The sequence below is a fragment of the Nostoc sp. PA-18-2419 genome (assembly GCF_005869855.1).
Taxonomy (GTDB): Bacteria; Cyanobacteriota; Cyanobacteriia; order Cyanobacteriales; family Nostocaceae; genus Nostoc.
In genome coordinates, this window is record NZ_SZNH01000023.1 from 49358 (window position 1) to 76342 (window position 26985).

The following is a 26985-nucleotide window of genomic DNA, read 5'->3' on the forward strand; positions in this document are numbered from 1 at the left end:
CTCTCAAACACAGGAATTTTAATCATAAGTAATTACCCTTATTTTACCTAATACAGAGGCTGTGATGCAAAGATAAACAAAGTTTTTCATCAGTGATTATCCGCAGTTGATTTAAAGTGAAGTTTTTTTAAATACTGATAATCTTCATATATTCACGTATTACAAAGATTTTGATAAATTTTATCTTCAAATTTATTCATTTAGTCAAGATTTTAAATAAAAAATATAATTAAAAAAACTTTTTAAGTAGTTGCACTGATTATTTTTTTTAAAAAAAATATTTTATGCTTAATATGAAAAAATAGTAAAGAAATGGAGTTTATATCTAAAAATTAGACTAAAACTTCCATTAAATCAAAACTAAAAAATACAGATTATGTCACATAAAGTTGCTCAAAAGTTAGAAAAATTTCTACAGCAGATAGAACAGCGATCGCACTTTCATGCGGGTTATCCATATAATTTAAGTTGTGATTACAGTGAAATTGTAAAATTTTTCAATTTTATGTTAAATAATGCGGGAGATCCTTATGTAGAGCCAGATTTTGGTCTGCATTCTCGTCAATTTGAACAAGAAGTATTATCTTTTTTTGCCCAGCTTTATAAAATTCCAGAAAATAAATTTTGGGGTTATGTGACTGCTGGTGGAACTGAAGGTAATTTATATGGAATCTTTTTAGCAAGAGAAATTTACCCGAATGGGATTCTATATTCATCACAAGATTCTCATTACTCAATTTCCAAAGCAGCTAAATTATTTCGGATCAAACATCAGGTTGTAGATTCACAAATTAATGGTGAAATAAGTTATCATCATTTAGAACAGGTAATTAGTCAAAATCGGAATTATCCTGTAATTATCAATTTAAATATTGGCACTACTGTTAAAGGTGCGATCGATAATTTAGACAAAGTTTTAGAAATTTTAGATCGTCATCAGATTAAAAATTACTACATTCATTGTGATGCTGCACTTTCAGGATTAATATTACCATTTTTAGATGGCGCTCCTCAAGTGAACTTTCAAAAACCAATAGATAGTATAGCTATTTCTGCTAAATTTATCGGTTCTCCATTACCTTGTGGTGTAGTCTTGACTAAGAAAAAATGGGTAGAAAGAGTGGAAACAATGATTGAATATATTGGTTCCAAAGATACAACTATTCTCGGCTCTAGAAACGGTCATACTCCTTTGATTCTTTGGTATGCACTGCAAAGTAGAGGTTATAATTGCTTAGCCAAAGAAGCAAAGACCTGTATTTGGAATGCTCAATATCTTTTTCACCAACTTCAATTGAGAGAATATCCATGTATGCTTAATAATTTCTCTAATACTGTAGTACTTCAAAAACCTTCTCAAAGATTAATTAAAAAGTGGCAGTTAGCTAGCTTTGAAAATTGGGCGCACATTGTAGTAATGCAGAATATTGATAAAGATAAAATAGATACCTTTATTGATGAACTTGTTTTAGAACAAGGGTTATTTAATCAAGTAAAAAATCTACAGTTACAGTCAGTAAGCTAATTGTCGTTAGTTCTCAATCCTTCGTTATTTATAAACATAAACGAAAAAGAAAAATTTACTTACTGAAGAAGTCTTTGCAACAAAAGTTAGCAGCCAGTAATGCTTCTACTTCTACACTTTCTAAAGGCGGTAAGAAAAAATAACCTTGTCCATAATCACATTGTAATGCCTTTAGTTGTGCTAATTGCTCTACAGTTTCTATTCCTTCTGCTGTTACAGACATATTCAAATTATGAGCTAATGTAACTATCGCTCGAACAATTTCTAAATTTTCTCCACGACTACCTATATTGTTGACAAAAGAGCGGTCAATCTTAATAGTTTTGATTGGTAGGCGATGCAAATAATTCAAAGATGAATAGCCGGTACCAAAATCATCCATGTGTAACTCGATATTCAGGGCAGTTAACTGGGAAAGCACAGTAGTAGCTAATTCAAAATTATCCATCAACAAGCTTTCAGTAATCTCTAATTTCAAACTGCATGGCTTCAGTCCAGTTTGCTGCAAAATCAGTTTAACTTGTTTAAAGATATCGGGTTGGCTAATCTGTTTACCAGAAAAATTGACACTAATCGTTAAATTTAGTGAGCTAGGAAATTGTTGATGCCAGATGTGCATTTGGTGGCACGCTTGATAAAGCACCCATTGCCCAATACTAACAATCATTCCCGTCTCTTCCGCCAAAGGGATAAAATCTTGAGGGGAAACAATTCCTCGTTCTGGATGATGCCAGCGAATCAATGCTTCAAATCCAATAATTTTACCAGTTAACAGTGAAATAATTGGTTGGTAGTAAAGGCGAAATTCTTCTTGCTTGAGTAGCAGTGCATGTCGCAGAGCAGTTTCTAATTCTAAGAGTAAAGATGCACTTTCATGCATCTTTTGATCGAACACTTGATAACGTGCCTTACCAAGTGCTTTAGCAGAGTACATTGCTACATCAGCATCGCGGATTATCTGTGCTGCTTGCTGATAATCTACTTTACTAAAAGCAATGCCAATACTAGCATTAGCAAACACTCGATGCTCGTTCAATTGAAATGGTAAAGCTAGCACCTTTTTAATGCGTTCAGCTATTTGTATAGCGGTGTTAATATCATCAATTTCCTCAATTAAAATTGTAAACTCATCTCCACCAAAACGAGCAACTATATCTCCGGCTCGGACAACTGACTTCAGCCGATGAGAAATTGCAATCAAAAGTTGATTTCCTAGTAGATGTCCAAGGCTATCATTAACGACCTTAAAACGGTCTACATCTAAGAAAAGAACAGCAAATAGATAATTATCGTTCTGCTTAGTACGTTCTATTGACTGCTGCACTCGCTCGATAAATAAAGATTGATTAGGTAACCCCGTTAGCACGTCGTGAAGACTATTGTGTAGTAATTGTTCTTGGGCATTTTGACGCTTGATAATGTCTTGTTGGAGTTGTTGATTAACTCGAATAAGTTCAATGGTGCGTTCTAACACTAGTTGCTCAAGCTGACAACGATACTGGACTAATTCTTCCTCTGCTAGCTTACGTTGAGTGATGTCACGTACAATAACAACATATTCTCGTAGTTGAGGATTAAATGGGCATGAAACAGTCGATTCAACAATTCGTAGACCTTTGTTGATTTTTAAAGTTTGCTCACTTCTAATAGACCATTTCTCTGGTTTACCGTGATAAGACATTAACAGTTGATTCAAGTTTTGCCCAAGTAACTGCTGAATACTTAATTCAAATAATTCTTCAGCAGCGGCATTGATTTGACAAATCATCCCATCTTCATCTAAAACTAAAACAGTATCTGGAACCGTATCGAGAGTAGTTATAAATAGGTTTTTCGCTTGTTTGCGTGCCTCATCAATAGCAACAATTTGTGGTAGAGTTGTCCAACAGGCGATCGCTACTCCTATAAAAGAAAGTATCACCAACAAAATAGCTAATAAAGAGTTAGGAGCATTATTAGTAACTTTGCTTAATAAATCACGGATAAACCAACTGCTACAAGCAGTAATACAAATTAATGATACTAAGACAACCACTTGTAGGACAACAAAGTCTGGGTTGTTTGTACTAGACTTTGCATCGTAACGCTCAGTCCACCATCTTGGATCTAATGGTCCAAATCTTAAGTGACGTAGTACTATATCTCCTAACATCAAAACAATGGGTAACAATAATCCCACTAAAAAATCTCTCCAATTCCAAGCTAAACCTCCAACTATCAGAACTATCGCTTCTATAAAGAAAAAACCAAGTGAGCACCAAGGCCATAATACCTGCGGTTGACCTCGACACAACCATAATCCTAAATGTAGTCCCATAATCGACAACAGATAACAAGTACCTGCTACTGTCACCAGCTGAGATACATTTCCCAAATTCAAACAAAACAGACTAAGGATGAAGGCAACTAGAATGGCAGGTCCAAGAACACCTTGACGGGAAACTACTGCAAATATCTCAGAAAGCTGTCCGTCTAAACCTAGTTGGTATAAAATCCGAGGAGAATTAGAAACTGCCGTAGCAGAACTTAAAAGGCAGGATATAGTAATTAGAAGTGTTACTAAAAATGAAGCATACTTACCCCAAAAAGGGACAGAAGCTGCTAGCAAATTTAAGAATACATCGTCGCCTATTGTTGGATTTGGAGCCGAACACGTTAATACCCAAGAACTACCTATAAATACCGGAGGAATTAACCAAGCAGCCACAGATAAGAACTTCAATGTTTTTTCTGAGTTGTGGCTATCAGCAACAAAAGAAGAAGTAGTTTCACAAGCATAAATTGAATAACTAGCCAAGAAAAACCACTTTGCCCATTCTTCAAAGCTCAAGCTATGTATACTAATTGGGGGCAAGTTAAAACTAGTGCTGGAAAAGGTTAACCATAGTACGCCTTGAATGCAAAATAAAAACAGTAATAAAATCGCTGGGAACACAAAAAATAAGTGCAGCAGCGCTAAAGCACGAGTACCACTGAACGCTACAATAAAAGGAATCGCTGTAAATACAACTTTTAAAAAAGTTTCTGGACAAACAATACCTAATGTTTGAAAGTTGACTTTAATCAGGTTTGTCAAAATAATTGCATACAGTGCTGGTGCTGCCACCCAGCTAAAAAAGTAGCCTAAGGCTACGTAACGGCCTAAACTAGGAAAGTTTTTTAATAACTTTGTAGTATAGTTCGGTGTTCCTCCTGCAACATCCGGCCAATGTCTACCTAGACTTTGTACCTGCAAATTAAGTAAAAAGGAAACAATGGTGCCAAACAACCAAACTAAGATAGCTTTAGACCCTAACGCTGCATGAATGATGGGAGCAGTACCAATCCATCCAACATGACCCGTCAACCCAAAGCCCCAAGTTTCGAGATAACTCAGAGTACGTGGTAGGCGCATTCCCAAGGGCTGATTTTTGTCTGCGTGTACATAATCATTACTAATCATTGTTTCTTAGCTAGATTTACTGGCCTTTTCACTCAATAACTGAATCTTCTTGTTTAAAGCTTCAGTATAAGTACTTAAATTTAAATAAAAGTAGCTTAATTATTACCAGGCTGCATTATTGTATCTAATAATTTAGATAGTGAAATTCCCTACTTATATTAAGAAATAGGGAATTTTGTTGCTTATGAATGATTAAGTAAGACTATACTTTTTGTAACAACTCCTGAGTTAACTGAAAAAATGCCTTTGAACCAGGTGATTGAGGAGCATTTAAAACAGCTGGTATAAAACTATCAACAGCCTTGGCAACATTAACATCAACTGGTATTTGTACTTTACAAATTTTTTCAACGCCAAAATCTTCAACAACCCGGTGCATCACTTGTTTATAGTATCTACCAGTTAGAAGGTTAGCACTAGACATGCTGAAGACAATTCCTAGCATTTTTATATTTATCTTGGTTTCATGTCCGTGGCTATCTTTTAATTGGGCAATCCGTCTTTCCAGTAGTTGAATACCGACTACAGATAAGGGTTCTGGTTTAGCTGGAAGTATATAGAAATCGCTGRCAGCTAAAGCGCTACGAGTCAATAGATTATAACCAGGGGCACAATCGAGAAGAATAAAATCATATTCTTGGCGCACAGGTTTTAAAATGTTGTTTATCAAAACTCTTTCAAAGCGATTCCAAATCGTTTCAAAGTCTTGTTCTCCTAAAGCAGTTGCTTGTTGATGCAGCATTTCTGAAACAACAAATTCATCATATAAATCAATATCTCCTGGTAATAAATCCAGTCCAGGAAGATTACAAACCTGGGATTGAATAATATCTTGAATTGTCAGCTTTGCTTGTGGTTCTGGGTTGATAACCTCGTCTATCAGATATCTAAATGTCTTACTTTGTTTACGACGCTTAGCAAAATCTAAAGGTGACATCAGACTTAGCGTGGCGCTAATTTGACTGTCTAAATCAAGGACAAGTACTCGCTTGCCATGATTTTTAGCTAAACAGGTAGCTAAGTTGACAGTGAGGGTGGTTTTACCAACACCACCTTTCATATTTGCAGTTGCAATTACATATCCCATTGATTTAGTCCTTTGTTAACGCATTCCCATCTAGGTAGCGTACACCCCTTTCGATTTATCAAATCTTCCATTAAATTTAATATTTTGGCATAAAAATAGTAACCGTAGGTTGGCGAGCCACTGCGTTAGATAGGTTTATCAGATCCTTGAGTGGCGTTTGAGGAACCTAACAACGATCCCGTAGGGTAACCCAACATTTCTGGATTTGTTGGGTTTGACTTTGCTCAATCCAACCGACTTTTGTCTGAAGCCAAGCAGATTGTTTTATAATCTTTCTACCCTCCCCACTCATCTTTTATTCGTTTACCAAAACATTGATTCTGTTAGTTGAGAACCTCCTGCTTGACGCCCTAATAAAGAGTGAATTACTGCAAATAAGATAACTATTGGTACTGAAGCAAAGTGAACAATTCGCAATGCTTGCCAACTGCCAAACAAATCCACAATCCAATGAAATTGAGCAGGTTTATACATTCCTATTCCTGTAAATAATGCCAGTAGTAAGATAGGAATAATTGCTGTATAAACAATTCGATGCCAAGCATAAATGAGGCGCTTATAATTTTGAGTTTTTTGTAATGCTTTGAGGTCATTAGCTCCTACAAACCGATGTCGCCAGCGCCTAGTAATTAAAACGTAAATTCCATACCACAATATATTTAATGAAAATAGCCACATTGCTGCAAAATGCCAATGTCTACTTCCTGCAAGCCAACCTCCCAAGGTAAATATTGGTGGAATGTGCAAGCCTGTACGTCCACCAAAAACAGGGTTGGCATTGTAAATTTGTAATCCACTAGTGAGCATAATAAACAGACTAATGATGTTACACCAATGAAATATTTTAGCTCCTATTGCTTGGGTCGATAACTTCGGAGTTTGAGAGGAAACAGTTGAATTCATAGATTTTAATCAGTTGCAGTGACGGTATAGATATAAGCAAAACTGAAATACTTTTGGGATGAAAGCTAATATATTATAAATAATTTTTATTATTAGTAAACAAAGATTAATTAACTAAAACTTCACCTCGATTGGAGTTGGAAAAACTCAGGAAAGCAAAAACAATTTATTTTTGGAGTCGTTCAGATAGTTGATATTGTTGGATAGCGATCGCTTTTTGCTGACTAATATCCTTATGCGTCCCCACTATCCGCAGTAGCCTACCAAATTGATCCCACTGAAATACTTTGCCACAAGTCAAAATCCACTTCCATTCGCCAGATTTAGTTACCATTCGTAATTCGACTTCAAAAACAGGTGTGTATTCTTGAAGATAATTTTGAAATACCTGGCGAATTATCGGTAAATCTGGGGATGTACGAATTCTTCAAAAGATTTCAACTCGTGAGCGATTTCGTTTAGTTCATACCCCAGAATGCTTTTCCACTAGAGATCGTAATAAGTTTTGTTTGTTACCAGATTCCAATCCCACAATCCTAAACCACTGGCTATTAAGGCCATCTTTACAACTGCTTGTGAACATTGCCAAGTATCTCAATTCTCTTGAAGTAAGTCTTTTTGTTGTTTGTGGAGTGACTCTGGTTCTAGAATCTGGGAATCTTGTAGTGAAAGTTGAGTTGAGAGTGAATTGGTAGCGGGTTCTTTGATATGCATAGTTACTGGTACGATGAGGAAGATATCCTTTGCTTGTCTCTAGGCCGTCTTAGCACCCTGACGATCCTGTTGTGGACAGTACGGTTTTGTTAATGAATCGTCAACTTAGTTGATTAGACTGTAACTTAGATCTCAGATTATCAACCAATATCATCAAATTGGATGGAATTTAGCAAARACTAAACGGACAAATGTCATCTTCGTGGCGATCGCCTTGATTATTTTTGAGAAAAAAACAGCTAAATTATCTGTATCTACATTCTAAAATTTGTCTAAAAAAAGTAGATTTAATCATATAAAATTGGCGAAAAACTTGGAAAAAATTTTATGATCAAATCACGTCAGATATCTGAGGATAAAAAATTATTCTAGACTTTTTTGTACCATTTGTGGAAAGGGCTGGCTGTCCTTTACACGCAACAGGCTACATTCAGTTGCAAGAATAATGCTGTAAGAAAATTTCATGCTCAATTAGAGTCAATGAATAATGACTATAGATGAAGTAGCACTGCTATTAAAAGCCAGTCAAGCAATCGGTTTAACAACACTCCAAGAGATTGTATTGCGTTCTTCGTGGGAAGGAAAAACTTACACTAATATCGCAGTTGAAGCAGATTACGCCGAGGATCGCGTCAAGAAAGTTGCTGCTGATTTATGGCAAATACTGAGTCATTTTTACAAAGAACCAATAAATGAGTCCAACTTCCGCCAGACTCTAGAAAATCATTGTCTTAACAAAACACATCAGCAGTTACTTAGGGAATTTAACCGAGCTGCTACAGCTATATCTTTAGAATTTCCTAATGGCCCAGTATCCCTAAATTCTAGATTTTACATCTCTCGTCCGCCAATTGAGGAAGTTGCTTACGCAGAAATGGCTCAACCAGGGAGTGTCATCTGCATCAAAGCACCCAAGAAAATGGGCAAAAGCTCTCTGGTTCTGCGGCTGCTTGCACGCGCTAAAAACCAAGGCTTTCGCACCGTGAGTTTGGACTTTCTGCAAGCAGACAAACCAGTATTTACCAGTTTAAATAAATTTTTGCGCTGGTTTTGTGCCAATGTCAGTCGTGAATTACAGCTAGAACCAAAACTCAATGATTATTGGGATGAAAATATGGGTAGCAAAGTCAGTTGCTCTATTTATTTTCAAAAGTATTTGCTGTCTGCGTTGGAAACTCCCCTTGTTTTAGTCTTAAATGAAGCAAATTGGGTATTTGAGTATCAGGAAATTGCTGGAGAATTCTTAGCATTAGTGCGCTTGTGGCACGAACAAGCTAAAGCAGTAGAAATTTGGCAAAAACTGCGCCTGGTTCTAGTTTACTCAACGGAAATTATTGTTCCCATAAAACTGAGTCAATCACTATTTAATATTGGTTTGCCAATTAAATTGCCTTTGTTTACAAAAGAACAAGTCCAAGATTTAGCACAACGTCATGGTTTGGATTGGACAGATGGTAGAGATGCTGACAGTTTAATGGCGATTGTGGGAGGACATCCTTATTTGGTACGATTGGCTTTATATCATCTTATAGGTAAAGGAGGATTACAAGGAAATTTAGAACAGCTATTGCAACAAGCACCAACAGAATTAGGAATTTATCATGAGTATTTAAGGCAATATATATTACTCCTCCAAGATGAGCCAGAATTAGTAAATGCTTTTTATCAAGTAATTAATACTAATAATTATGTAAAATTAGAACCGATATTGGCATATAAATTACAAGGTATGGGATTAATTAACTTAGAAGGCGATCGCTCTACTCCCACATGTAAATTATATCGTTTATATTTTCGAGAATACCTGAAAATCAATGAGGAATTCAACAACAATCGTATTAACCAGTTAAAACAAGAAAATCAACAATTGCTTCTCCTCTCTAGCTTGGATGAACTAACTCAATTAGTGAATCGCCACTATTTTCAAACCTATCTGCAAATTGAGTGGCAAAATTCTATTCTTCAACACACTCCCATATCACTAATTTTGTGCGATATCGACTATTTCAAAATTTATAATAAAACTTACGGTAATACCGCAGGAGATAGGTGTTTGCGAAAAATCGCTAATACTATCTGTAACAGCATAAAATACTCGTTAGGTAATAGTACTTTTTCATATTCAAATCACAAAATGGCTTATCCTGCTACTAATTATTTTGCAACTTTATCCAAAGCAGATTTAAAAAATGAAAACACCAAGGTGTTAGTGGCTCGTTACGGTGGTGAAGAATTTGCTATTCTTGCGAAAGTCGATATTGCTATGATAATGAATGTTGCCGAATATATTCGAGAGCATGTAAAAGCTTTGGCGATTAAGTGTGAGTATCCTAACATTGGTGGTTTGCCTGCTGCTGTTTTAACTGTTAGTTTAGGTGTAGCTAGTATTATTCCTGAAGTTGAAACCGAGCCTGCTACTTTAGTTAATGCTGCTGAACAAGCACTATATCATGCAAAAAGACAAGGACGCGATCGCGTTGTTTTGGGTTAAATTTTAATAATTTGACAGTATGTTTATCCTCTAAATTTATAAATGATTTTTTAAGAGATAATTCTTTTAAGTTTCTTACTAGATTTTTTGAGAAAACGATTCATTTGCGACATTACATTAGGAACTTTCAATTCTTTTGGTTTTCGTTCTGGCTGTTTGAAAAATCGATAATATAAAAACTCATCTCTATAATCAATATTCACATCTTCTCCTTGACATAAACGGACAAAATCAATAGAAGAATAGCTCATATAATGAATGCGATGAATTGGTTTTAAGCCATCTTGATTGTAAAGAATATTATTGATATTCACGAATGGATCTGCATTAGCACAGTTACCTGTTCTCTCTTCAGCATTTGGACTGAGGGTAAAGTTAAATATTTGTGGGTCGCCGTATAAAGTTATATAACCAAAGATGCCAGAACTAGACCACCATGAACCTTCACGAATCCATTCAAATTCACGTTTTTGAATCCATCTTTCTTTGATAATATCTAAATCTTTGTCACTAAAAAGTAACCGCTTCGAGCCAAAAAAACTATCACAATGGATTTTCAAACGCAAATCAGCTTCGGTTAGCTGCATTACTTTCTCAAGTACATCAAGATTTAATTGTGTTTTTTCTCTAGGTTTAGCATGTTCCCAATCGTTAAATACTAAATCGTAAGTATCTAATTTTTGAAAAATGTCATCTATTGGTTTCATGGCTAAACTATCAGCATCATAAAACACAAATCTATCAAAATCACCATTAAAAGAAGCAAATTTTCGGTGTACAAAACCTTTATACCATCCTGGACGATTTAATTTAGAGTCATTTGCTCTTGGATGAGTATCCCAAAGCTGATTAACAAAATTATCCCAGCGATGAATTGCTTCCCAATCTTCAAAAAGTGTAACATTATTTCTAGATTTTATTTCCTGCTTAACTAGGTCTAATTGCTGATTATAAGGAATCACACAAACAGGAATATTTTCTCCAACATTTACCTCAATGCTGTTTAGCAAAGCAACTAATTGGTCATATACAGCATCATTGGCAAGTGTATAAATACCAAATGATTTCATTTTGCTAAATCCTACTTAAGTTATAGACTAGTTTATTCGCTGAATACTTTATCAGTGATAGTTACATACTGACTTATACTTGACTGTAAAAACAACAGTTGAGGTGGAACTATACAGTAAATTTACCATTGCGCTCTGTCTACAGCTAACTAGCTTTTTGTTTGCTTTAACTTCTAAAAATTTTACAAATAATATATTAAGGGATACTTATGATGACATACAGTCATGGATCAGGTCATGGTGTATGTATCACATTTGATTTATTCTTAATATGAATATCTTAATGCTATCTTCTACCTTTCCTTACCCACCAACAAGGGGAGGAACCCAAGTCAGGACATTTAATTTACTTAAGTACTTGAGCCAACATCATAACGTCACTCTTGTTACTCAACGTGAAAATGATGTTACTGATGCAGAATTAGTAGGATTACGCGATCGCGTAGAGCGTTTGGTAGTTTTTGAGCGCCCACAAGATTCTCCAACTACAGCCGGAATCTTGAAGAAGATGCAGCGCTTTGGTACATTTTTATTACAAAGTACACCGCCCAGCGTACTCAATCGCTATTCACTGGAGATGCAAACCTGGGTTAATAACTGGGTAGAAGCAGGAAAATGTGATGTGATTACCTGCGAACATAGCGTCAATGAAATTTATGTGCAACCATATTTCCAGAAACAGCTAAAAACTATAGTTAATGTCCATAGTTCTGTTTACGCTACTTGTCGGAACCAATTAGCGACAGGCATTTCGGAAAATGCAATCAGAGACAAAATTAATCTGCCACTTTTGCGTCGTTATGAACAAATTTACTGTGCTAAATTCTCAGAAATTGTTGTCACCACAGCAGAAGATAAATTTCAAATACAACAATTTAACTCCAATAGTAAAATTACAGTTATTCCTAATGGCGTAGATTTAGTTTCTTTCCCAAGTCGTCCCAGTGATCCCAAAGGAAATCGTTTAATTTTTATTGGTGCAATGGATAATTTAGCGAATATTGATGCAGTCTGCTTTTTCAGCAAAGAAGTATTGCCAGAAATTAAAAAAAATTATCCTGATACAACTTTTGATATTGTCGGTTCTCATCCTGCACCAGAAGTTTTAGCACTTAATAAAAAACCAGGAATTAATGTCACTGGACGTGTACCTTCAATGGTAGAATATTTACATCAAGCAACCATTTGTGTTGTACCTATGCGGACTGGGTTTGGCATTAAAAATAAGACCCTAGAGGCAATGGCAGCTGGTGTACCGATCGTAGGAAGCGATCGCGGTTTAGAAGGATTAGCCGTAGACGGTACTAACGAACCATTGCGTGCATTACGAGCCAATGAACCTGCACAGTACGTCACCGCAATTAGTAAATTATTCGATAATCGAGAGTTGCGATCGCAATTGTCTCGCAATGGCAGACAACTAGTAGAAACAGAATTTACTTGGGATATTGCTGGTAAAAGCTATGAACAAGTTTGTCTTGGGTAATTCGTAATTGTTTGAAATTCTGAATTATTAAAACAAATGTATGTAGAGACTTTGTAATACAAGGTCTCTATGAAAGTTATTGCTCATGCAAATTATCTGATTTCAACAGTATTAGCTTTTAGTTATACCAATTTGAATCATGATTGCACATAAATGGAGTTCCCAAAATCTACTGACTAACTCATTTTCTAGGAGATGCACCCCGAACACAATCCAAAATCTCAAATCTCAAATGGTATTACTTTGTGAAAATCCGACTCAATTATTTTCAAAACCAGCCGCAGACTTGAACACAACTAAATTTTTATGCTTACGTTTATTCTTATTCTTGAGGGTAGCCAAATAATTATCAACATAGCGAAAAGCAGATGCACAGTCGTAAGCAGCAATGGCTATAGCTTGCAAGAAAACCTTTGAGGGAATTTCAAACCCTAAAAATTTTTCTGTTAAAATCAACAAGTCTTTATCTGTGGCAGGAAAACTAATTTCTTGTGCCTCTTGTGAATCATTAAAGATATCTTCAATTAATGCTTTGGACATTTTGTACCTCCCCAAAAGCATAAGATGCAAAGCCAGTGATGAAATTTAGCTGCTGATCGCGAGTTTGTAAGCTATCTGGGAGTTCAGTACCAGGACACCCTATTTCTCGCAAAATTTCTAAACAGTAAGCACTGAGTTTAGTGTATGGAGCTTGCTCCAATTCTTGAGCTACCTCTAGAGCCATCTTCAGATTGACTTGGATAACCGTCGTTACAGGGCTGGTCATAAATAAACCCTAAAAACTGGATGCTCTCAGTTTTGATCGGAAGTACAGATTACCGTAACGGTGTTTTTGCGGAATTTATGAACAAGAGACATTAAAGTATCAGGGCATTTGCGGTCAAGCATCCAAAATCAACGACTACAATCTTGGTGAAGCCCGGTTCTCAGTGAATTATAGGATAATATCATATCCGCTGAATTGCCCAAAATAGACGGTGCAGCTACTCTTTGAGAACGCTTCAAGGCTTCTGGCGCTCAAAACTTCGATCACTGGGGACTACTGACAGTTTTTTGTTGTTGATAACGCATTTTAAAGTGCTGTTGCTGTATTTTATGATTTACAATCGGTTCCGGATAACCGACAGCATCGCGTTCTGAAGCTGGAATTTTACCAGTAACTAAATATTCTGTATCGACAGACCGCAATTCTGACACCCATTGGCGAATATATTCTGCATCTGGATCGAATTTTTGTGCTTGACTAGCTGGGTTGAAAATTCGCACGGGTTTGGGGTCCATCCCGCTAGAAGCACTCCACTGCCAACCGCCATTATTAGCAGATAAATCACCGTCAATCAACTTCTGCATAAAGTATTTTTCTCCTAATTGCGGATTAATTAGCAAGTCTTTGGTGAGAAAACTAGCGACAATCATCCGACAACGGTTGTGCATCCACCCGCTTTCATTCAACTGGCGCATTGCTGCATCCACAATCGGGTAGCCTGTTCTTCCTTCGCACCAAGCTTGGAAATGTTCTTCGTTGGTTTCCCAAGGAAAGTTTTTGAAGGTGTCGCGGAAAGCACCGTTAGCCAATTCGGGGAAGTTATACATTGCGTGTTGATAAAACTCGCGCCAAGCTAGTTCCTGTTGCCATGTGCGGATACTGGCTGTTGCTTCCTCACTGCGGCTGTTTTCTTGTGCTTGTGTTATGGCTTGCCAAACGGTGCGAATGCCAATGACACCAAATTTCAAAGCTGCACTCAATTGCGATGTTCCCTCAACTGCGGGAAAATTGCGCTGTTCTTGATATTCAGTAATCGCTTGAGTAGTAAATTCTTCTAGCCGTTCTTGCGCGGCCGCTTCTCCCGGTGAAAGAATCAATTCTCCATCCCAAATAAATCCTAAATCTTTTGCTGAAGGTAATGCCATTGCTCCTGCTTGCTTGGCCATTTTCTGTTCAGCTTTCGTTAACCCTTGGGCATTTTGCAGAGTTTCTACTGGTTGATTCTTCGGTTTGCTAATCCAATTTTTCCAAAAGGGAGTATAAACCGTATAACGTTGATTACTACCTGTCCGTATTTCTTCTGGAGAGTGGAGGATTTGATCCCAGTTTTCGCTAAGAAACTGAATACTTTTTTCTTTGAGGGCATTTATAATGGTGCGATCGCGTTCTTGGGAATAAGGTTCTACATCCCAATTCCAGAAAACAGCTTTTGCTGATAACGCCTCAGCTAAAGCTGGTATTGCTTGCACAGGATTAGCGTGAAGTATTAACAACTGGCTGCCAACTTCAGCATATCGCTGTTGTAATTTCTCCAAACAGCCAATCATATAAGTTACCCTCGCTGGGGCAACATCATCTCGTTCTAGGATACACGGGTCGAGGCAAAACACGCCTACTACTTTCGGACTCTGCTGCCGTGCTGCTGCCAGTCCTGTATTATCAGAAATACGTAAATCACGACGATGCCAAAACAAAATTAAGTCAGACATTCCATACTCAACATAGTTCACCCGTACTAGCTTAGATGCTAACGGTACTAATCAGCATCATTCTGCTGATAAATTTATTCTCTGAATGGGAAATTGGGATTGGTGATTAGGAAATAAATATTTAAAAATACTTTCTCACTACCTAATACCCAATACTCAATCCCTAAATCCCCGGTTTGTCAATCGGTAATAGTGGCTTTTGATTTAAAAGTTGAGTATACTCTTGTTAACAGTTAATTAGTCTTTTTGTTATGGCCAACCTACTACTTGATGACGGTACAATTGAGAGTGATTTAGGCGAAATAGCTCGTGAACTTGCCCCTGTTGGCATTCAACTTAGACATTACGACCCAGGAACATCGCTGCTTTTCCCAAACCTGTTAAACCAGGAGCTTTTAACAGAGTCAGAAAAACTTCATATTATAGAACTCCATAACAGCGTGTTTGAATTTATTCAGCAAGAAAATGAAGCTCTCTGGTGTGACTTGCTGAATTTACATCCAGGTTCCCCCAATCTTCACCATTTGATAGCAACTTACAGCCGTTACCATACTCACACTGCCGCTGAACCCCTCTACGTGTTGGCAGGAGAAATGATCTATGGCTTTGTGCGACCTGATGGCAGCCAAGTACAGCTTTTAATTCAGCCACAAGATTATCTCTACATCCCCGCAGGTGTTGAGCATTGGTGCAGCCCAAATGCATCGTTAAATTTTAAGGCAGTACGCTATTTCCTAAATGTAGAAGGATGGGTTCCTAACTATACAGGTACTCAGATGAGTGATTCCCTCAACAAGCCGCGCTAAAGCTAATTTATTTTATAAATATTTGTAATTTTTATTAGACAAGGAATTGAGCAAGGGAGAAAACAAGAGGCTTTGTCAGTGGTCATGCGCCAACTAACTCGACGAATTGGTATCATTGCTCCAGAACTGCTTACGCAGATCGAAGCATTGTCTGTGACTCAATTAGAAGAGTTGAGCGAAGCGCTATTAGATTTTTCTACAGCAGCAGATTTAGCAGGCTGGTTGCACAACTATCAATAAACTTTACTCAACTTCCTCACAGCGAATTAACAGCATTTCCATCGCCTCTGCTAGAGAAATCAACTCTGTCCAAGAGGAACCAGTAACTAAATTTTGGGCATGAGCTAATCGGTTTCGTAACTGTTCAGCAGACTTGAGAAAGCGCTCGCCAAACCGTTTAGATTTCAGTCCCAATTGCTCGAGAAGTTCTGGTTGATTTAAAACCAACTCTCGCTTATCGCAGAATTGCAAGTAATCTAACAAATCGGTAGCTTCGTTTCTTTCCTGGCTTTCTCGCCATAACCGTTGAGCAACTTCTAACCGCTCTTTTTTCAGGACTTGTTGCCAAGAATCTTGAGGATAGTAAAGCCGCACTAACCGCAGGAGATTCATTTCCAGCAGCGTTACCAAGCCAAACAGTAGCATTCGTGCGGGTGCTTTCTGCAAGTCGCCGCAGGTAACAATTCCACTCACTTGATTGCAGTCGAGAACAAACAACCGGGGAGTTTGTTGCAAAATTGGTAGCAACTTCATCAGTGGGGTGGAAATGGCAATTAGTTCTTTGGGATGAAATACTCGTTGATAGTCGCTACATTTACCAGATTTAGCTTGAATCAAACTAGAGCGTTCTACATAACCGCTAATAATATCTTCGGTTTCAACACCGACGACATCAAAATTTTGTGCTTCCATCCAATGCAGCACTTGTGTCACCTGTGCATTAGCTGGCATAGCTTTGAGGGGTTCTGCGATGTATTCAATGGTGATATTATTCTCAAACAAACCCCGCAGGTCTTGAGAACGCGATTTGAGGTGTTTCATCACCCTTTTATAAACTCACATGAAATAATCCTATGGTACTCGCGCGATCGCTCGGCAAATTTCGTGCCAGACTTACCCTGTAACATATCAATCCTAAACCCACTCGCCAAATCGAATATTTCACCCAAAAAGCTAACAAAAGCTAAGAGATCAAACTCAATCAAACTACCCACACACCATAAAGGCGCTCACCTTAGGTAAAACCTAAAGCAGCGAAGTAAGTATCATTTTTACCATTTTTGTTGGTATAAATATAATCATGGTTATGCATTATCAAGTAACAAATTATTTTGCATCTAGAAAAAATAAATATCTATATAGTTAAATGTATGAGATTATTTGAGGAATTTTCCAGCAAAATGCAGAAATTCCTCAAAAAAAAATGTTATTACTAAAACGATACATCGAATTGATACTTGGTAAAATCGTACTAAGATAACCAAAATTGATAACATTATGCCAAGAAAAGAACAAGGCTGGGTCACATTTCAAACCTCAGAAGAGGAGCGGAAGATTCTGGAGGAATTCTGCGAACACTCTCAACGTACCAAAACTGAGATTCTGAGAGAACTCGTGCGTAGTCTCAATCAGCACTCTTCAGCACCAATATCACTACCAACTAATGAAGAAGAACAAGAAGATATCTACACTCAAAAGCCTGAAATAGAAACTAACATTCCGAAAAAATCATTAAAAGTTAGCTCTCGCAATATTCTTAAAGGTGTCGTTAAACGAGTTGTTTACGGAGCTGTTAATAGTGAAGTGACTATCGAGATTATTCACAAAGTAGAATTAACCTCGATTATCACCAGAGCTTCCGCTGAAGAATTAGAACTAGCTCAAGGAAAAGAAGCTTATGCAGTTATAAAATCTAATGATATAGTCATTGCCAGAGAATAGAAATATATTAATTTTGGACGTTAGATATTAAGAATATGAATTTTTCTGACTAACATTTTAATTCGGAACAAATGTAAGATAAATTGAGTATTTATAGTCCATGCGATCGCTCTTCCAAAGCCAGTATCAACTGGCAAAAAAATTGTGTAGGGATTAATTTGGTATAATTATCGTTTTACTTGCTGTTATACAAGACTTCACAAAAATATTTGGGATTTTGCGATCGCTGATTTGTTTTTATATCTCCCAACTGCATCTTCTTTGACAGCGTTCTCTTCACTAAACGACTGACAAATAAAAAAATATCCCACTGTTGAGTATTAACAAGAGCCAGTGCGTTGTGGAGGTTCCCCACGTTGTAGCAACTGGCGTTCATCAGTTATCAGTCATCAACTTAAAACGGGATAATTTATTTCTTAGAGTTCCCCAAAGTTCTCTGATTGGGAGCAGTATTTAATTGTTCGAGTACGGTAAACCGTATTTGCTCGTTAGTTCCCAAAGATTAATTTAATTGTTAAGTTTAGTTACATAAATAAAAAAATGCTGCAAACATCAATGTATTGGAGAAATTGTGAAAAGCGCTAGTATCTTTGACAATCAAGACAGACTGAACAACTTTGTACAGGCGTAGCCCGCACTTCGACACCCTTTGGCGTCGCTACCTCGGCTCTGCTCGGCACAAGTCAGGGCGAGAAGCTCAGTGAGCATCGTAGACATTGCTTAGGTTGGGCGAGTACGCCAGTATTTTTAAGCAGTCTTTAATTAAGTTTCTCAAACCGTTAAGGGAGATGAGGGAGATAAGCAAGTTTTAAGTAAATAAATGAGATGACTCACTTGTTTACTCAAAACTCAGAATTGCTTTGCTCTATACCCGATTTTCAAGTTAGTTTTTATTTTCAGGATTGGTAACATCTATGGCAATTAAAGAACAGCCCAAATTACCTCGGTTTCGGATTGTTGCCAATATATTGTTGGCAATATCAGGGCTATTTCTGCTTTTAAATATATTTTTGCCTGGTTTATTTGGTTCTAATCCCACTGGCGTTCCCTATAGCTTATTTATTCATCAAGTACAGGAAGGTGAAGTCAACCGCGTTTCCGTTGGTCAAAGCCAGATCATCTATCAACTAAAAACAGAGAGTGGCCAACCGGGTCAAGTGTTTGCAACTACACCAATCTTTGATTTGGAATTGCCCAAACTCTTAGAACAAAAAGGAGTTGAATTCGCCGCTGCACCTCCACCCAAGAATACTTGGTTTACGACCCTGTTGAGTTGGGTCGTCCCACCATTGATTTTTATTGCTGTTTGGCAGTTCTTTATCTCCCGTGGTGGTGGTTCTCAAGGTGTTCTCTCTATCGGTAAAAGCAAAGCTAAGGTTTACGTAGAAGGTGAATCAGCTAAAATTACCTTCCAAGATGTAGCTGGGGTAGAAGAAGCTAAAACTGAATTAGTGGAAATTGTAGATTTTCTCAAGACACCAGGACGTTTTACGCAGATTGGTGCCAGGATTCCCAAAGGTGTGTTGTTAGTTGGTCCTCCAGGTACTGGTAAGACACTTTTAGCGAAAGCTGTAGCCGGGGAAGCAGGAGTTCCATTCTTCAGTATCTCTGGTTCGGAGTTTGTAGAACTGTTTGTTGGTGTAGGTTCTTCCAGGGTACGAGATTTATTTGAGCAGGCGAAGAAACAGGCACCCTGTATTGTATTTATTGATGAATTGGACGCCATTGGTAAATCTCGCAGTAGTAACGGCTTCTACGGTGGTAATGATGAACGCGAACAAACCCTCAATCAGTTATTAACTGAAATGGATGGGTTTGCGGCTGGGGATGCAACGGTGATTGTTCTGGCAGCAACCAACCGTCCAGAAAGCCTCGATCCTGCATTGCTGCGTCCGGGTCGCTTTGACCGTCAAGTGTTGGTAGACCGTCCCGATTTATCTGGTCGGGAAGCAATTCTCAAGATTCACGCTCAAAAGGTGAAATTAGGAGATGATGTAAACCTAAAGGCGATCGCAACTCGTACTCCTGGTTTTGCTGGTGCAGATTTAGCAAATTTGGTGAATGAAGCTGCATTATTAGCAGCTCGCAATCAACGGCAAACGGTTGCTCAAGAAGATTTTGCCGAAGCAATTGAGCGGGTAGTCGCTGGTTTAGAAAAGAAGAGTCGCGTATTGAGTGATACTGAGAAAAAGATTGTTGCTTACCACGAAGTCGGTCACGCAATGGTAGGGGCGCTTACAACAGGAAACGGTCGTGTAGAAAAGATTTCGATTATTCCTCGGGGAATGGCTGCTTTAGGTTATACCTTGCAATTACCCACCGAAGACCGCTTTTTGATGAATGAAGGAGAACTGCGCGGTCAGATTGCAACTCTGTTGGGGGGACGTTCGGCTGAAGAGATTGTGTTTGGCAGTATTACTACAGGTGCATCCAACGATTTGCAACGAGCAACTGACTTGGCAGAACGCATGGTGACTACCTATGGTATGAGTAAAGTTTTAGGACCGCTAGCTTACCAACAAGGACAACAAGCAGCGTTCCTGGGCAATGGTGCCCCTAATCCTCGACGAATGGTGAGTGAAGATACAGCCAAAGCCATTGATAGCGAAGTCAAGGAAATCGTGGAAACAGCCCACGAACAAGCCCTACAGATTCTCACACAGAATCGAGACTTATTAGAAGCGATCGCCACTCAATTACTGGAAACAGAAGTCATTGAAGGAGAGAAATTGCATAGTCTGTTGAATCAAGTTCAACCAATAACTGCTTCTTAAACGCAGGTAACGCTAACCAAAGCACAGAGATACTCCAAGTAATAGCTTGGAGTATCTTTGCGTTATATCTATGCATTACTTTGAGGTTGAGAAATACCACTCACCGCAATGCAAACACCAGCTAGTAAAAATGCCATTGCACCCCCAACTGCACCAACAAAAGGTGATATGGTTTGCGGTTGGGGAAATAGAATGTTAAACAAACTCATCGCCAAAGCAAACCCACCAAAGTACATGCCAATTCCTAATCCCACCCATCTTTTGGGTATCAGTGCTAAAGCAAAAGGAATCGCCCCATTAACAATTAAACTAAAGCCAGCAACGATTAATAGAATTATCGGAATCTGGGCGCCCACAAATATTATTATCAGTAACGAAGCAATGGTTGCACAAATACCACAAAGCATTGCTTGACGATTGCCAATTTTGACGGCGAATATCCCAGCCGGAATGTTGGCTAGAGCGATCGCTATTCCAATCCACACCATTTGCACATCAATATTATCAGTATTCAGTTGAGCTTTGAGGACTTTACCTAAGACATCCATCAAAAATCGGATACCCCATGCTACACCAAAACCAGTTACTAAAATCACCACCAATTTTTGTAAAGGAAACTGTACTATCTCTGCATTGTGTCGATCAACTGGGGTTTCTGGAGGATTAACTAAGCGCAACACAGCTGTCGTCCCCAATAAAGCAAAAGAACCAATCGCAAAAGTTAAAACTGGCCCTAAACTGAGAATATATTTGCTTGCAATTGGTCTAAAAGCGCCAATAAATCCTCCTACTAAAGTAACAAAACTGACTGCCAATGGTAACTCGGCTGGTGTAGAGTACATTCCCAGCAAGCACATAGCTGGAGAGCGAAATATCGTCATTGCTAATGCCCAGGCTACCAGAATTATTGGCAGCAGCGATCGTAAAACGATATTAAGCGGGATCAAGCTGACAACACATGGTATAGCAATAAACAAAGCTGATGCCAGAATCACACCGACTGAGATAAAGGGAAATCTCGTTCCTACCCAACGCCGAGATTCATCCGAAAGTCCCCCCATCACTGGTTCCAATACTGCACTCAAGGCATTTTCTACCAGCAATAAACCAACAGCCAATGAGGCAGGAAAATCAAACTGGGCCAAAAGTTGGGGCAAGTACAGATTATATATTAACCAAGTTAAGGTAATTGCCCCTTGCACCGCAGCCAACGCCCAAACTTGCACCCATAAGATATTAAAAGAAAATTTTGAGGTAGTCATAAGCACAAAAGATGAGGGAGACAAGACCAGACAAGAAAATTTTATCTTGTCCTCCTCATCTCCCTCATCCGTTTTATCTCCTCTTATTCCTTTTTAATACTCTGGAACTGAGGAATCAATTTCCTTACTCCAAGCGGTAATTCCACCTTTGACATTCGTCCCCACAATTCCGGCTTCTTTGAGGATAGCTAGGGCTTTTGCCGATCGCCCGCCCATCTTACAATGAGCAATTAAATGGTGACCGTTCAATATTTCTTTCACCCTAGCAACACCATTCCCGTTTTCAATCTCTGGTAAGGGTACCAAAACTGAGCCAGGAATCTTAGCAATCTCGTACTCATTGGGGTTACGCACATCCAGTAGTACAAAATCCTTCGCACCACTATCTAGCAATTCCTTCAAATCCTTGACTGTCATTTCTTGAATTTCCATCTGCTGTTTTGCCTCCTCTGCCTTAGCTTGTGGAATTCCGCAGAATTGTTCGTAGTCTATCAACTTTTCAATCACTGGACGAATTGGGTTAGGACGTAGCTTCAATTCCCGAAATTTCATATCTAGGGCGTTGTATAGCAGCAACCGTCCACTCAACGTATTACCCTGTCCAATAATAATTTTGACAGTTTCCGTTGCTTGGATAACACCAATAATTCCTGGCAAAATTCCCAACACGCCACCTTCAGCACAAGAGGGAACCATTCCTGGTGGTGGTGGTTCCGGGTAAAGGTCGCGATAATTCGGCCCACCTTCGTAATTAAATACAGTAGCTTGTCCTTCAAAGCGGAAAATGGAACCGTAGACGTTGGGTTTGTTTAGCAATACGCAAGCATCGTTGACTAGATACCTCGTAGGAAAGTTATCAGTCCCATCAACCACGATATCGTAAGGTTGAAAAATTTCCAATGCATTTTCGGAACTCAGGCGAGTTTCGTAGAGATCGACCTGACAATAGGGATTAATCTCGTGAATGCGGTTTTTTGCGGATTCAATCTTGGGTTTACCTACCCAGGATGTACTGTGGATTACTTGACGTTGTAGATTGGAAGTATCAACAACATCGAAATCAACAATGCCGATGCGTCCAATACCCGCAGCTGCTAAATATAAAAGTAGTGGTGAACCTAGTCCACCTGTACCGATACAAAGTACGCTAGCAGCTTTCAAGCGCTTCTGTCCTTCGAGTCCCACTTCCGGCAAAATCAGGTGTCGGGAGTAGCGTTCGTAATCGTCTTTGGTCAACTGGATTTCATCCAGATTGGGATTGATCATAGCAGTTAACAGGTGGAAGAGCGGGAATATTAATCCTATCGAAAAATGATATCTGTCTTGTAATTAAGCCGTTAAATTATATTTTCAATTGCCTCTGCTTGGAACTGATGAGTGTTATCAAGGCTCCAACTTCGCACTTCTGTGGCTTTACCGTTTTGGACGGAAACTATTATATACGAGTATCCTTGCCAAGCATACACGCGATCGCATTCTGAAGGTATGGCAGAACAATCCGGGTGGGAGTGAAAAATACCGATAATACTCAATGAGCGATCGCGTGCTTGTTTTTGTGCTTGTAACATTACTTGGGGGGCGATCGTATATTGCCGTTTTTTACTTTCTACTGTCTGGTCGCCACAAAATTCAGCACCCGCCTCTGTATTCCAGGCATTTTCTGTTGGCATAACTTCTACTGTGGTTTTGCCTTCATTAGCCATATGGCCCAAGATTATACCACAGCATTCCTCTGGGTAAATCTTTTCCGCATGGGTGCGAATAGTCTGTAAATGTTCTTGGCTAAGTCCGATCATGTCTGCGTTTATAATTTTGCTATCTCTAGCGATTCTTGTTTGAATACAATACCTTACTACTTAGTGGTTTTATTTTGATCGTAGCGAACACTATCATCAAATATCTATTTTTCTCTTTCCAGAGAATATTATCCTACTGCTTTCGGTCAATTCTTTGGCTATCAAAATTTCAAGAATACATAAAAATTAGTGTGTATTTATACATTTGTCAACTAATATGAAGATTATGCAAAAATTTTCTGAAAATATAGACATTTAAGTAAATGTTCGGTACTTAGTTATTATCGGGTTATTTAAATGTTTCCTATTTTCAAGCTAGATATTCAAAGGCGATCGCCTACGAAAAAGGCATAGAGATTTCTTCTTTTATGCTATGTCAAGTGTTTTCTATTTTTAAGCTACTGGGACTTATGTATTGACAAACTAACCAAATTATGAACTTTTGGTTTTGGGTATTGCAGTTTAATTTTTTAACTGTTTTTCAGTAATACAAAGGCTACTAATGAAGGATGAATTAAATCAGCCTGAAACTAGTTGCTTTTTAGAAGCCACATGCTCAGATATTGGTACGGTGCTTAAGACTATATAGTCCTTAATAGTTGAATAAGTACCACTTGCAAACGAATTAAAAGGAGAGTCTTAAAAAAATTAACCATCAAGGGTGAGATTTAAGTTTGTCGAAAGTTGACGCTTTCGACAAATTTTTATGCCCTCAAGTACTAACAGCAACTTGATAATTGAAAATTACTCCCAAACATTGATTTAAGTAGGAACAATTTATGGCAAATATCATTGGAACCAATGCAAATGACACCCTAGTTGGTACTGACAGTGCCGATACAATTAATGGTAAAGCTGGCAATGATATCATCACAGCTAATCAAGGAAATGACACTTTAACAGGTGGAGGCGGCAAGGACATATTTGTTTATAACTTGTACGGTGGTACTGATATAATTACTGATTTTGGTGGTGTCGGAAAAGGAAAAAATCCACCATCAGCGGTGATTGCCGAAGTTGATACTATCAAATTTGGCCAGGGCTTGACTGCGCGAAATCTGCTGCTGACACAGAATGGCACAAACTTGCAAATCACCTTTGAAGGATCTGATACCAAGGTGATTCTGAAAAACTTCAAATTAGAAAACTTAGAGAACCTCAAGGCGAATGGCACAAGACCAGCCATAGGTAATATCCTGTTTGATGGTCAAACCAGCATCACCGATAGCTTTAATGTCCTAGATGCTAACTCTACTGATACAAACATCGGCATCAAGAACACAGTAACTTTCCTTAATGACCTAGACAACAACATCACTGCTTTAGACAACTCAAATGATGTCGTCAATGGGCAAGGAGGTAATGACAAAATTGATGGCTTAAGTGGCAATGACTTGCTGCGTGGTGGTACGGGCAATGATACTCTCATTGGCGGTGCAGGCAATGATACTCTCATTGCCGATACTGGTAATAACCTGTTATCTGGTGGCTATGGCGGTGATTATCTTGATGCTTCGGGCTACTACGACTACGAAAATACTTACTATGCCTCAGGCAATAACACCCTTAACGGTGGCACTGGAAATGATACATTGAATATTGAATATTCATCAGGCGATAATCTGCTGTCTGGGGACAACGGTAATGATTTTATGTATGCCAGCACCAGAAACTTTGATTCTACTATTAGTAGTCTAGGGAAGAACACGCTTAAGGGTGGTGCTGGTGACGATACCTTGGGTGCGGACTATTCAACAGGCAATAACCTGCTGTCTGGTGATGATGGGAATGATTTACTCTCCCTCTCTGGATTTCAGTACTATAGCATTGTTGGCGCCTCCGGCAATAATACCCTTAACGGTTGTGTTGGTGATGATTACTTGATTGCGGATTATTCAACAGGCGATAACTTACTCGATGGTGGCATTGGTAATGACACCTTGAATGTGAACGCTTCACAAGGCAATAACCTGCTTATTGGTGGTGATGACAATGATTATCTCATTGGTTCTGGCTACAGCACCAGATACGGCATCGATTACTCTTTGGGCAATAACACTCTCAACGGAGGTGTTGGTAACGATACCTTGAATGTTGATTCCTCAACAGGCGATAATTTGCTCAATGGTGGTGATGGCAGTGATTATCTTCAAGCTTCTGGCTACTGGGACTACTACAACGGATTAAACAGCGCCTCCGGCAATAACACACTCAACGGTGGTAGTGGTAACGATACTTTAAATATTTACTTATCAACAGGCAGTAACCTTCTGTCTGGAGATAATGGTAATGATTCTCTTAGCGCCTCTGGCTTAGAATACTACTACGACGGATATCTATATTATAATTACGTCACATCAGGTAACAACACTCTTAATGGTGGTGTTGGTGACGATACATTGAATATTGGTTATTCATCAGGTGATAACCTCCTTGATGGTGGCGATGGCAATGACTCTCTCTCTGGCTCTGGCTTCCAGTACAACGACTACGATGGAAGCACTATTAACACCTCAGGCAATAATACTCTCAATGGAGGTGTTGGTAAGGATACATTGAATCTTGAGTATTCATCAGGCGATAATCTACTCGATGGTGGCGATGGTAATGATATTCTCACAGCCTTTGATGCTACTGGTAAAAACACCCTTAAAGGTGGTAATGGCAACGATATCCTCACGGGTGGCAAAGGTAATGACAGCCTCTATGGAGGAGCGGGTACTGATACCTTTGTTTTTAATAGTTTCAATCAAGGTGTTGATAGACTTTATGACTTCAACGCCACTAATGAACTGATTCAGGTATTGGCTACTGGTTTTGGTGGCGGCTTATCATCAGGTGTACTTAAGACAAGTCAGTTTAAGATTGGTGCATCTGCAACCACAACTAGTCAGCGATTTATCTATAACAATACTACAGGTGCATTGTTCTTTGACCAGGATGGTAGTGCAGGTACGTTTGCTCAGGTACAATTTGCACGGCTATCTGGTGGCTTGTCACTAACCAACAACAATTTTGTAGTTACTTAAGGGTAATTAGGGTTGTATTACTGAGCAGTAAGCAAAGTGGTTAATCTAAAAAATGCAGAATGCCATTTTACACACTCTGCATTTAATTTTTCTATGTATTAGTAATTAATGGCAAGCAAAAGCGATTTTGGCTTGGATAGAGTTTATTTGTATCATAGCGTAGGTGTAGCCTGCTGTAGGCATG

Annotated in this window: 20 protein-coding genes and 1 pseudogene; 8 read left to right on the forward strand and 13 right to left on the reverse strand. The window is 38.5% G+C overall.

Annotated elements, in window-relative coordinates; genetic code table 11:
- Nucleotides 1–376: 376 nt before the first annotated feature.
- Nucleotides 377–1525, forward strand: coding sequence for a histidine decarboxylase (locus FCR06_RS21785; protein WP_138503432.1), 1149 nt, complete (start codon nucleotides 377–379; stop codon nucleotides 1523–1525).
- 55 nt (nucleotides 1526–1580) lie between these two features.
- Here FCR06_RS21785 and FCR06_RS21790 read toward each other — a convergent pair whose 3' ends face one another.
- The 4 genes from FCR06_RS21790 to FCR06_RS21805 form a co-directional block, all read right to left on the reverse strand.
- Nucleotides 1581–4967: an EAL domain-containing protein gene (locus tag FCR06_RS21790; RefSeq protein WP_138503433.1), complete on the reverse strand. Its 3387-nt coding sequence runs from the start codon at nucleotides 4965–4967 to the stop codon at nucleotides 1581–1583.
- Between the two features lie 202 nt (nucleotides 4968–5169).
- Nucleotides 5170–6054, reverse strand: a complete 885-nt coding sequence (locus FCR06_RS21795; protein ID WP_138503434.1) for a ParA family protein — start codon at nucleotides 6052–6054, stop codon at nucleotides 5170–5172.
- A 303-nt stretch (nucleotides 6055–6357) separates the two neighbouring features.
- Entirely contained in the window at nucleotides 6358–6957 is a 600-nt protein-coding gene (locus FCR06_RS21800) for a cytochrome b/b6 domain-containing protein (RefSeq protein WP_138503436.1), read from the reverse strand.
- A gap of 166 nt (nucleotides 6958–7123) precedes the next feature.
- The gene (locus FCR06_RS21805) at nucleotides 7124–7381 is read right to left on the reverse strand and encodes a PAS domain-containing protein (protein WP_138503438.1); all 258 of its coding nucleotides are present in this window, start codon (nucleotides 7379–7381) and stop codon (nucleotides 7124–7126) included.
- A gap of 777 nt (nucleotides 7382–8158) precedes the next feature.
- On the opposite strand from FCR06_RS21805, the gene FCR06_RS21810 reads away from it, so the two are divergent.
- A complete protein-coding gene (locus tag FCR06_RS21810) occupies nucleotides 8159–10162 on the forward strand; it encodes an AAA-like domain-containing protein (RefSeq protein WP_138503440.1) in 2004 nt (667 codons plus the stop codon).
- 50 nt (nucleotides 10163–10212) lie between these two features.
- On the opposite strand, the gene FCR06_RS21815 is transcribed toward FCR06_RS21810, so the two are convergent.
- Entirely contained in the window at nucleotides 10213–11232 is a 1020-nt protein-coding gene (locus FCR06_RS21815; RefSeq protein WP_138503442.1) for an Npun_R2821/Npun_R2822 family protein, read from the reverse strand.
- A 271-nt stretch (nucleotides 11233–11503) separates the two neighbouring features.
- On the opposite strand from FCR06_RS21815, the gene FCR06_RS21820 reads away from it, so the two are divergent.
- On the forward strand, nucleotides 11504–12718 hold the full coding sequence (locus FCR06_RS21820) for a glycosyltransferase family 4 protein (protein WP_138503444.1): 1215 nt from the start codon (nucleotides 11504–11506) through the stop codon (nucleotides 12716–12718).
- 258 nt (nucleotides 12719–12976) lie between these two features.
- Here the strand turns inward: FCR06_RS21820 and FCR06_RS21825 are convergent, their stop codons facing one another.
- From FCR06_RS21825 to FCR06_RS21835, 3 genes are all read right to left on the reverse strand, one after another.
- Nucleotides 12977–13258, reverse strand: coding sequence for a hypothetical protein (locus FCR06_RS21825; protein WP_138503446.1), 282 nt, complete (start codon nucleotides 13256–13258; stop codon nucleotides 12977–12979).
- Nucleotides 13239–13484 (reverse strand): hypothetical protein, encoded by a 246-nt coding sequence (locus tag FCR06_RS21830; protein WP_138503448.1) that lies wholly within the window; start codon nucleotides 13482–13484, stop codon nucleotides 13239–13241. The genes FCR06_RS21825 and FCR06_RS21830 overlap by 20 nt, the downstream gene beginning before the upstream one ends.
- Before the next feature lie 263 nt (nucleotides 13485–13747).
- Complete coding sequence (locus FCR06_RS21835) at nucleotides 13748–15193, reverse strand: FAD-binding domain-containing protein (RefSeq protein ID WP_138503450.1); 1446 nt, start codon at nucleotides 15191–15193, stop codon at nucleotides 13748–13750.
- Nucleotides 15194–15444: 251 nt separating this feature from the next.
- On the opposite strand from FCR06_RS21835, the gene FCR06_RS21840 reads away from it, so the two are divergent.
- The gene (locus FCR06_RS21840) at nucleotides 15445–15999 is read left to right on the forward strand and encodes a 1,2-dihydroxy-3-keto-5-methylthiopentene dioxygenase (RefSeq protein WP_138503452.1); all 555 of its coding nucleotides are present in this window, start codon (nucleotides 15445–15447) and stop codon (nucleotides 15997–15999) included.
- A 45-nt stretch (nucleotides 16000–16044) separates the two neighbouring features.
- Complete coding sequence (locus FCR06_RS21845) at nucleotides 16045–16239, forward strand: DUF4351 domain-containing protein (RefSeq protein WP_223280231.1); 195 nt, start codon at nucleotides 16045–16047, stop codon at nucleotides 16237–16239.
- Nucleotides 16240–16242: 3 nt separating this feature from the next.
- Here the strand turns inward: FCR06_RS21845 and FCR06_RS21850 are convergent, their stop codons facing one another.
- Complete coding sequence (locus FCR06_RS21850; RefSeq protein ID WP_138503454.1) at nucleotides 16243–17040, reverse strand: hypothetical protein; 798 nt, start codon at nucleotides 17038–17040, stop codon at nucleotides 16243–16245.
- Nucleotides 17041–17496: 456 nt separating this feature from the next.
- Between FCR06_RS21850 and FCR06_RS21855 the strand changes: the two genes are divergently transcribed.
- Nucleotides 17497–17940, forward strand: a complete 444-nt coding sequence (locus tag FCR06_RS21855; RefSeq protein ID WP_138503456.1) for a molybdopterin-binding protein — start codon at nucleotides 17497–17499, stop codon at nucleotides 17938–17940.
- 175 nt (nucleotides 17941–18115) lie between these two features.
- Here the strand turns inward: FCR06_RS21855 and FCR06_RS21860 are convergent, their stop codons facing one another.
- A complete protein-coding gene (locus FCR06_RS21860; RefSeq protein WP_138503458.1) occupies nucleotides 18116–18316 on the reverse strand; it encodes a hypothetical protein in 201 nt (66 codons plus the stop codon).
- A 538-nt stretch (nucleotides 18317–18854) separates the two neighbouring features.
- Between FCR06_RS21860 and ftsH4 the strand changes: the two genes are divergently transcribed.
- Nucleotides 18855–20714, forward strand: a complete 1860-nt coding sequence (gene ftsH4, locus FCR06_RS21865) for an ATP-dependent zinc metalloprotease FtsH (protein WP_138503460.1) — start codon at nucleotides 18855–18857, stop codon at nucleotides 20712–20714.
- 68 nt (nucleotides 20715–20782) lie between these two features.
- Here the strand turns inward: ftsH4 and FCR06_RS21870 are convergent, their stop codons facing one another.
- The 3 genes from FCR06_RS21870 to FCR06_RS21880 all read right to left on the reverse strand — a co-directional run bounded on the left by FCR06_RS21870 (nucleotide 20783) and on the right by FCR06_RS21880 (nucleotide 23772).
- Nucleotides 20783–21976 (reverse strand): MFS transporter, encoded by a 1194-nt coding sequence (locus FCR06_RS21870; protein ID WP_138503462.1) that lies wholly within the window; start codon nucleotides 21974–21976, stop codon nucleotides 20783–20785.
- Nucleotides 21977–22069: 93 nt separating this feature from the next.
- The gene (gene moeB, locus FCR06_RS21875; protein ID WP_138503464.1) at nucleotides 22070–23242 is read right to left on the reverse strand and encodes a molybdopterin-synthase adenylyltransferase MoeB; all 1173 of its coding nucleotides are present in this window, start codon (nucleotides 23240–23242) and stop codon (nucleotides 22070–22072) included.
- A gap of 71 nt (nucleotides 23243–23313) precedes the next feature.
- Complete coding sequence (locus FCR06_RS21880) at nucleotides 23314–23772, reverse strand: Mov34/MPN/PAD-1 family protein (protein ID WP_138503466.1); 459 nt, start codon at nucleotides 23770–23772, stop codon at nucleotides 23314–23316.
- 779 nt (nucleotides 23773–24551) lie between these two features.
- Here FCR06_RS21880 and FCR06_RS21885 point away from each other — a divergent pair.
- Nucleotides 24552–26801, forward strand: a pseudogene (locus tag FCR06_RS21885) (beta strand repeat-containing protein); the annotation flags it as partial.
- Nucleotides 26802–26985 lie beyond the last annotated feature (184 nt).

Excerpts from the sequence above, each read along its gene's own strand:
- FCR06_RS21850 (WP_138503454.1), bottom strand. The coding sequence starts at position 17,040 with ATGAAACACCTCAAATCGCGTTCTCAAGACCTGCGGGGTTTGTTTGAG.
- FCR06_RS21880 (WP_138503466.1), bottom strand. The coding sequence starts at position 23,772 with ATGATCGGACTTAGCCAAGAACATTTACAGACTATTCGCACCCATGCG.
- FCR06_RS21870 (WP_138503462.1), bottom strand. The coding sequence starts at position 21,976 with ATGACTACCTCAAAATTTTCTTTTAATATCTTATGGGTGCAAGTTTGG.
- moeB (WP_138503464.1), bottom strand. The coding sequence starts at position 23,242 with ATGATCAATCCCAATCTGGATGAAATCCAGTTGACCAAAGACGATTAC.
- FCR06_RS21830 (WP_138503448.1), bottom strand. The coding sequence starts at position 13,484 with ATGACCAGCCCTGTAACGACGGTTATCCAAGTCAATCTGAAGATGGCT.
- FCR06_RS21810 (WP_138503440.1), top strand. The coding sequence starts at position 8,159 with ATGACTATAGATGAAGTAGCACTGCTATTAAAAGCCAGTCAAGCAATC.
- FCR06_RS21790 (WP_138503433.1), bottom strand. The coding sequence starts at position 4,967 with ATGATTAGTAATGATTATGTACACGCAGACAAAAATCAGCCCTTGGGA.
- FCR06_RS21840 (WP_138503452.1), top strand. The coding sequence starts at position 15,445 with ATGGCCAACCTACTACTTGATGACGGTACAATTGAGAGTGATTTAGGC.
- FCR06_RS21825 (WP_138503446.1), bottom strand. The coding sequence starts at position 13,258 with ATGTCCAAAGCATTAATTGAAGATATCTTTAATGATTCACAAGAGGCA.
- FCR06_RS21815 (WP_138503442.1), bottom strand. The coding sequence starts at position 11,232 with ATGAAATCATTTGGTATTTATACACTTGCCAATGATGCTGTATATGAC.
- FCR06_RS21835 (WP_138503450.1), bottom strand. The coding sequence starts at position 15,193 with ATGTCTGACTTAATTTTGTTTTGGCATCGTCGTGATTTACGTATTTCT.
- FCR06_RS21820 (WP_138503444.1), top strand. The coding sequence starts at position 11,504 with ATGAATATCTTAATGCTATCTTCTACCTTTCCTTACCCACCAACAAGG.
- FCR06_RS21800 (WP_138503436.1), bottom strand. The coding sequence starts at position 6,957 with ATGAATTCAACTGTTTCCTCTCAAACTCCGAAGTTATCGACCCAAGCA.
- FCR06_RS21860 (WP_138503458.1), bottom strand. The coding sequence starts at position 18,316 with ATGAACGCCAGTTGCTACAACGTGGGGAACCTCCACAACGCACTGGCT.
- ftsH4 (WP_138503460.1), top strand. The coding sequence starts at position 18,855 with ATGGCAATTAAAGAACAGCCCAAATTACCTCGGTTTCGGATTGTTGCC.
- FCR06_RS21855 (WP_138503456.1), top strand. The coding sequence starts at position 17,497 with ATGCCAAGAAAAGAACAAGGCTGGGTCACATTTCAAACCTCAGAAGAG.
- FCR06_RS21785 (WP_138503432.1), top strand. The coding sequence starts at position 377 with ATGTCACATAAAGTTGCTCAAAAGTTAGAAAAATTTCTACAGCAGATA.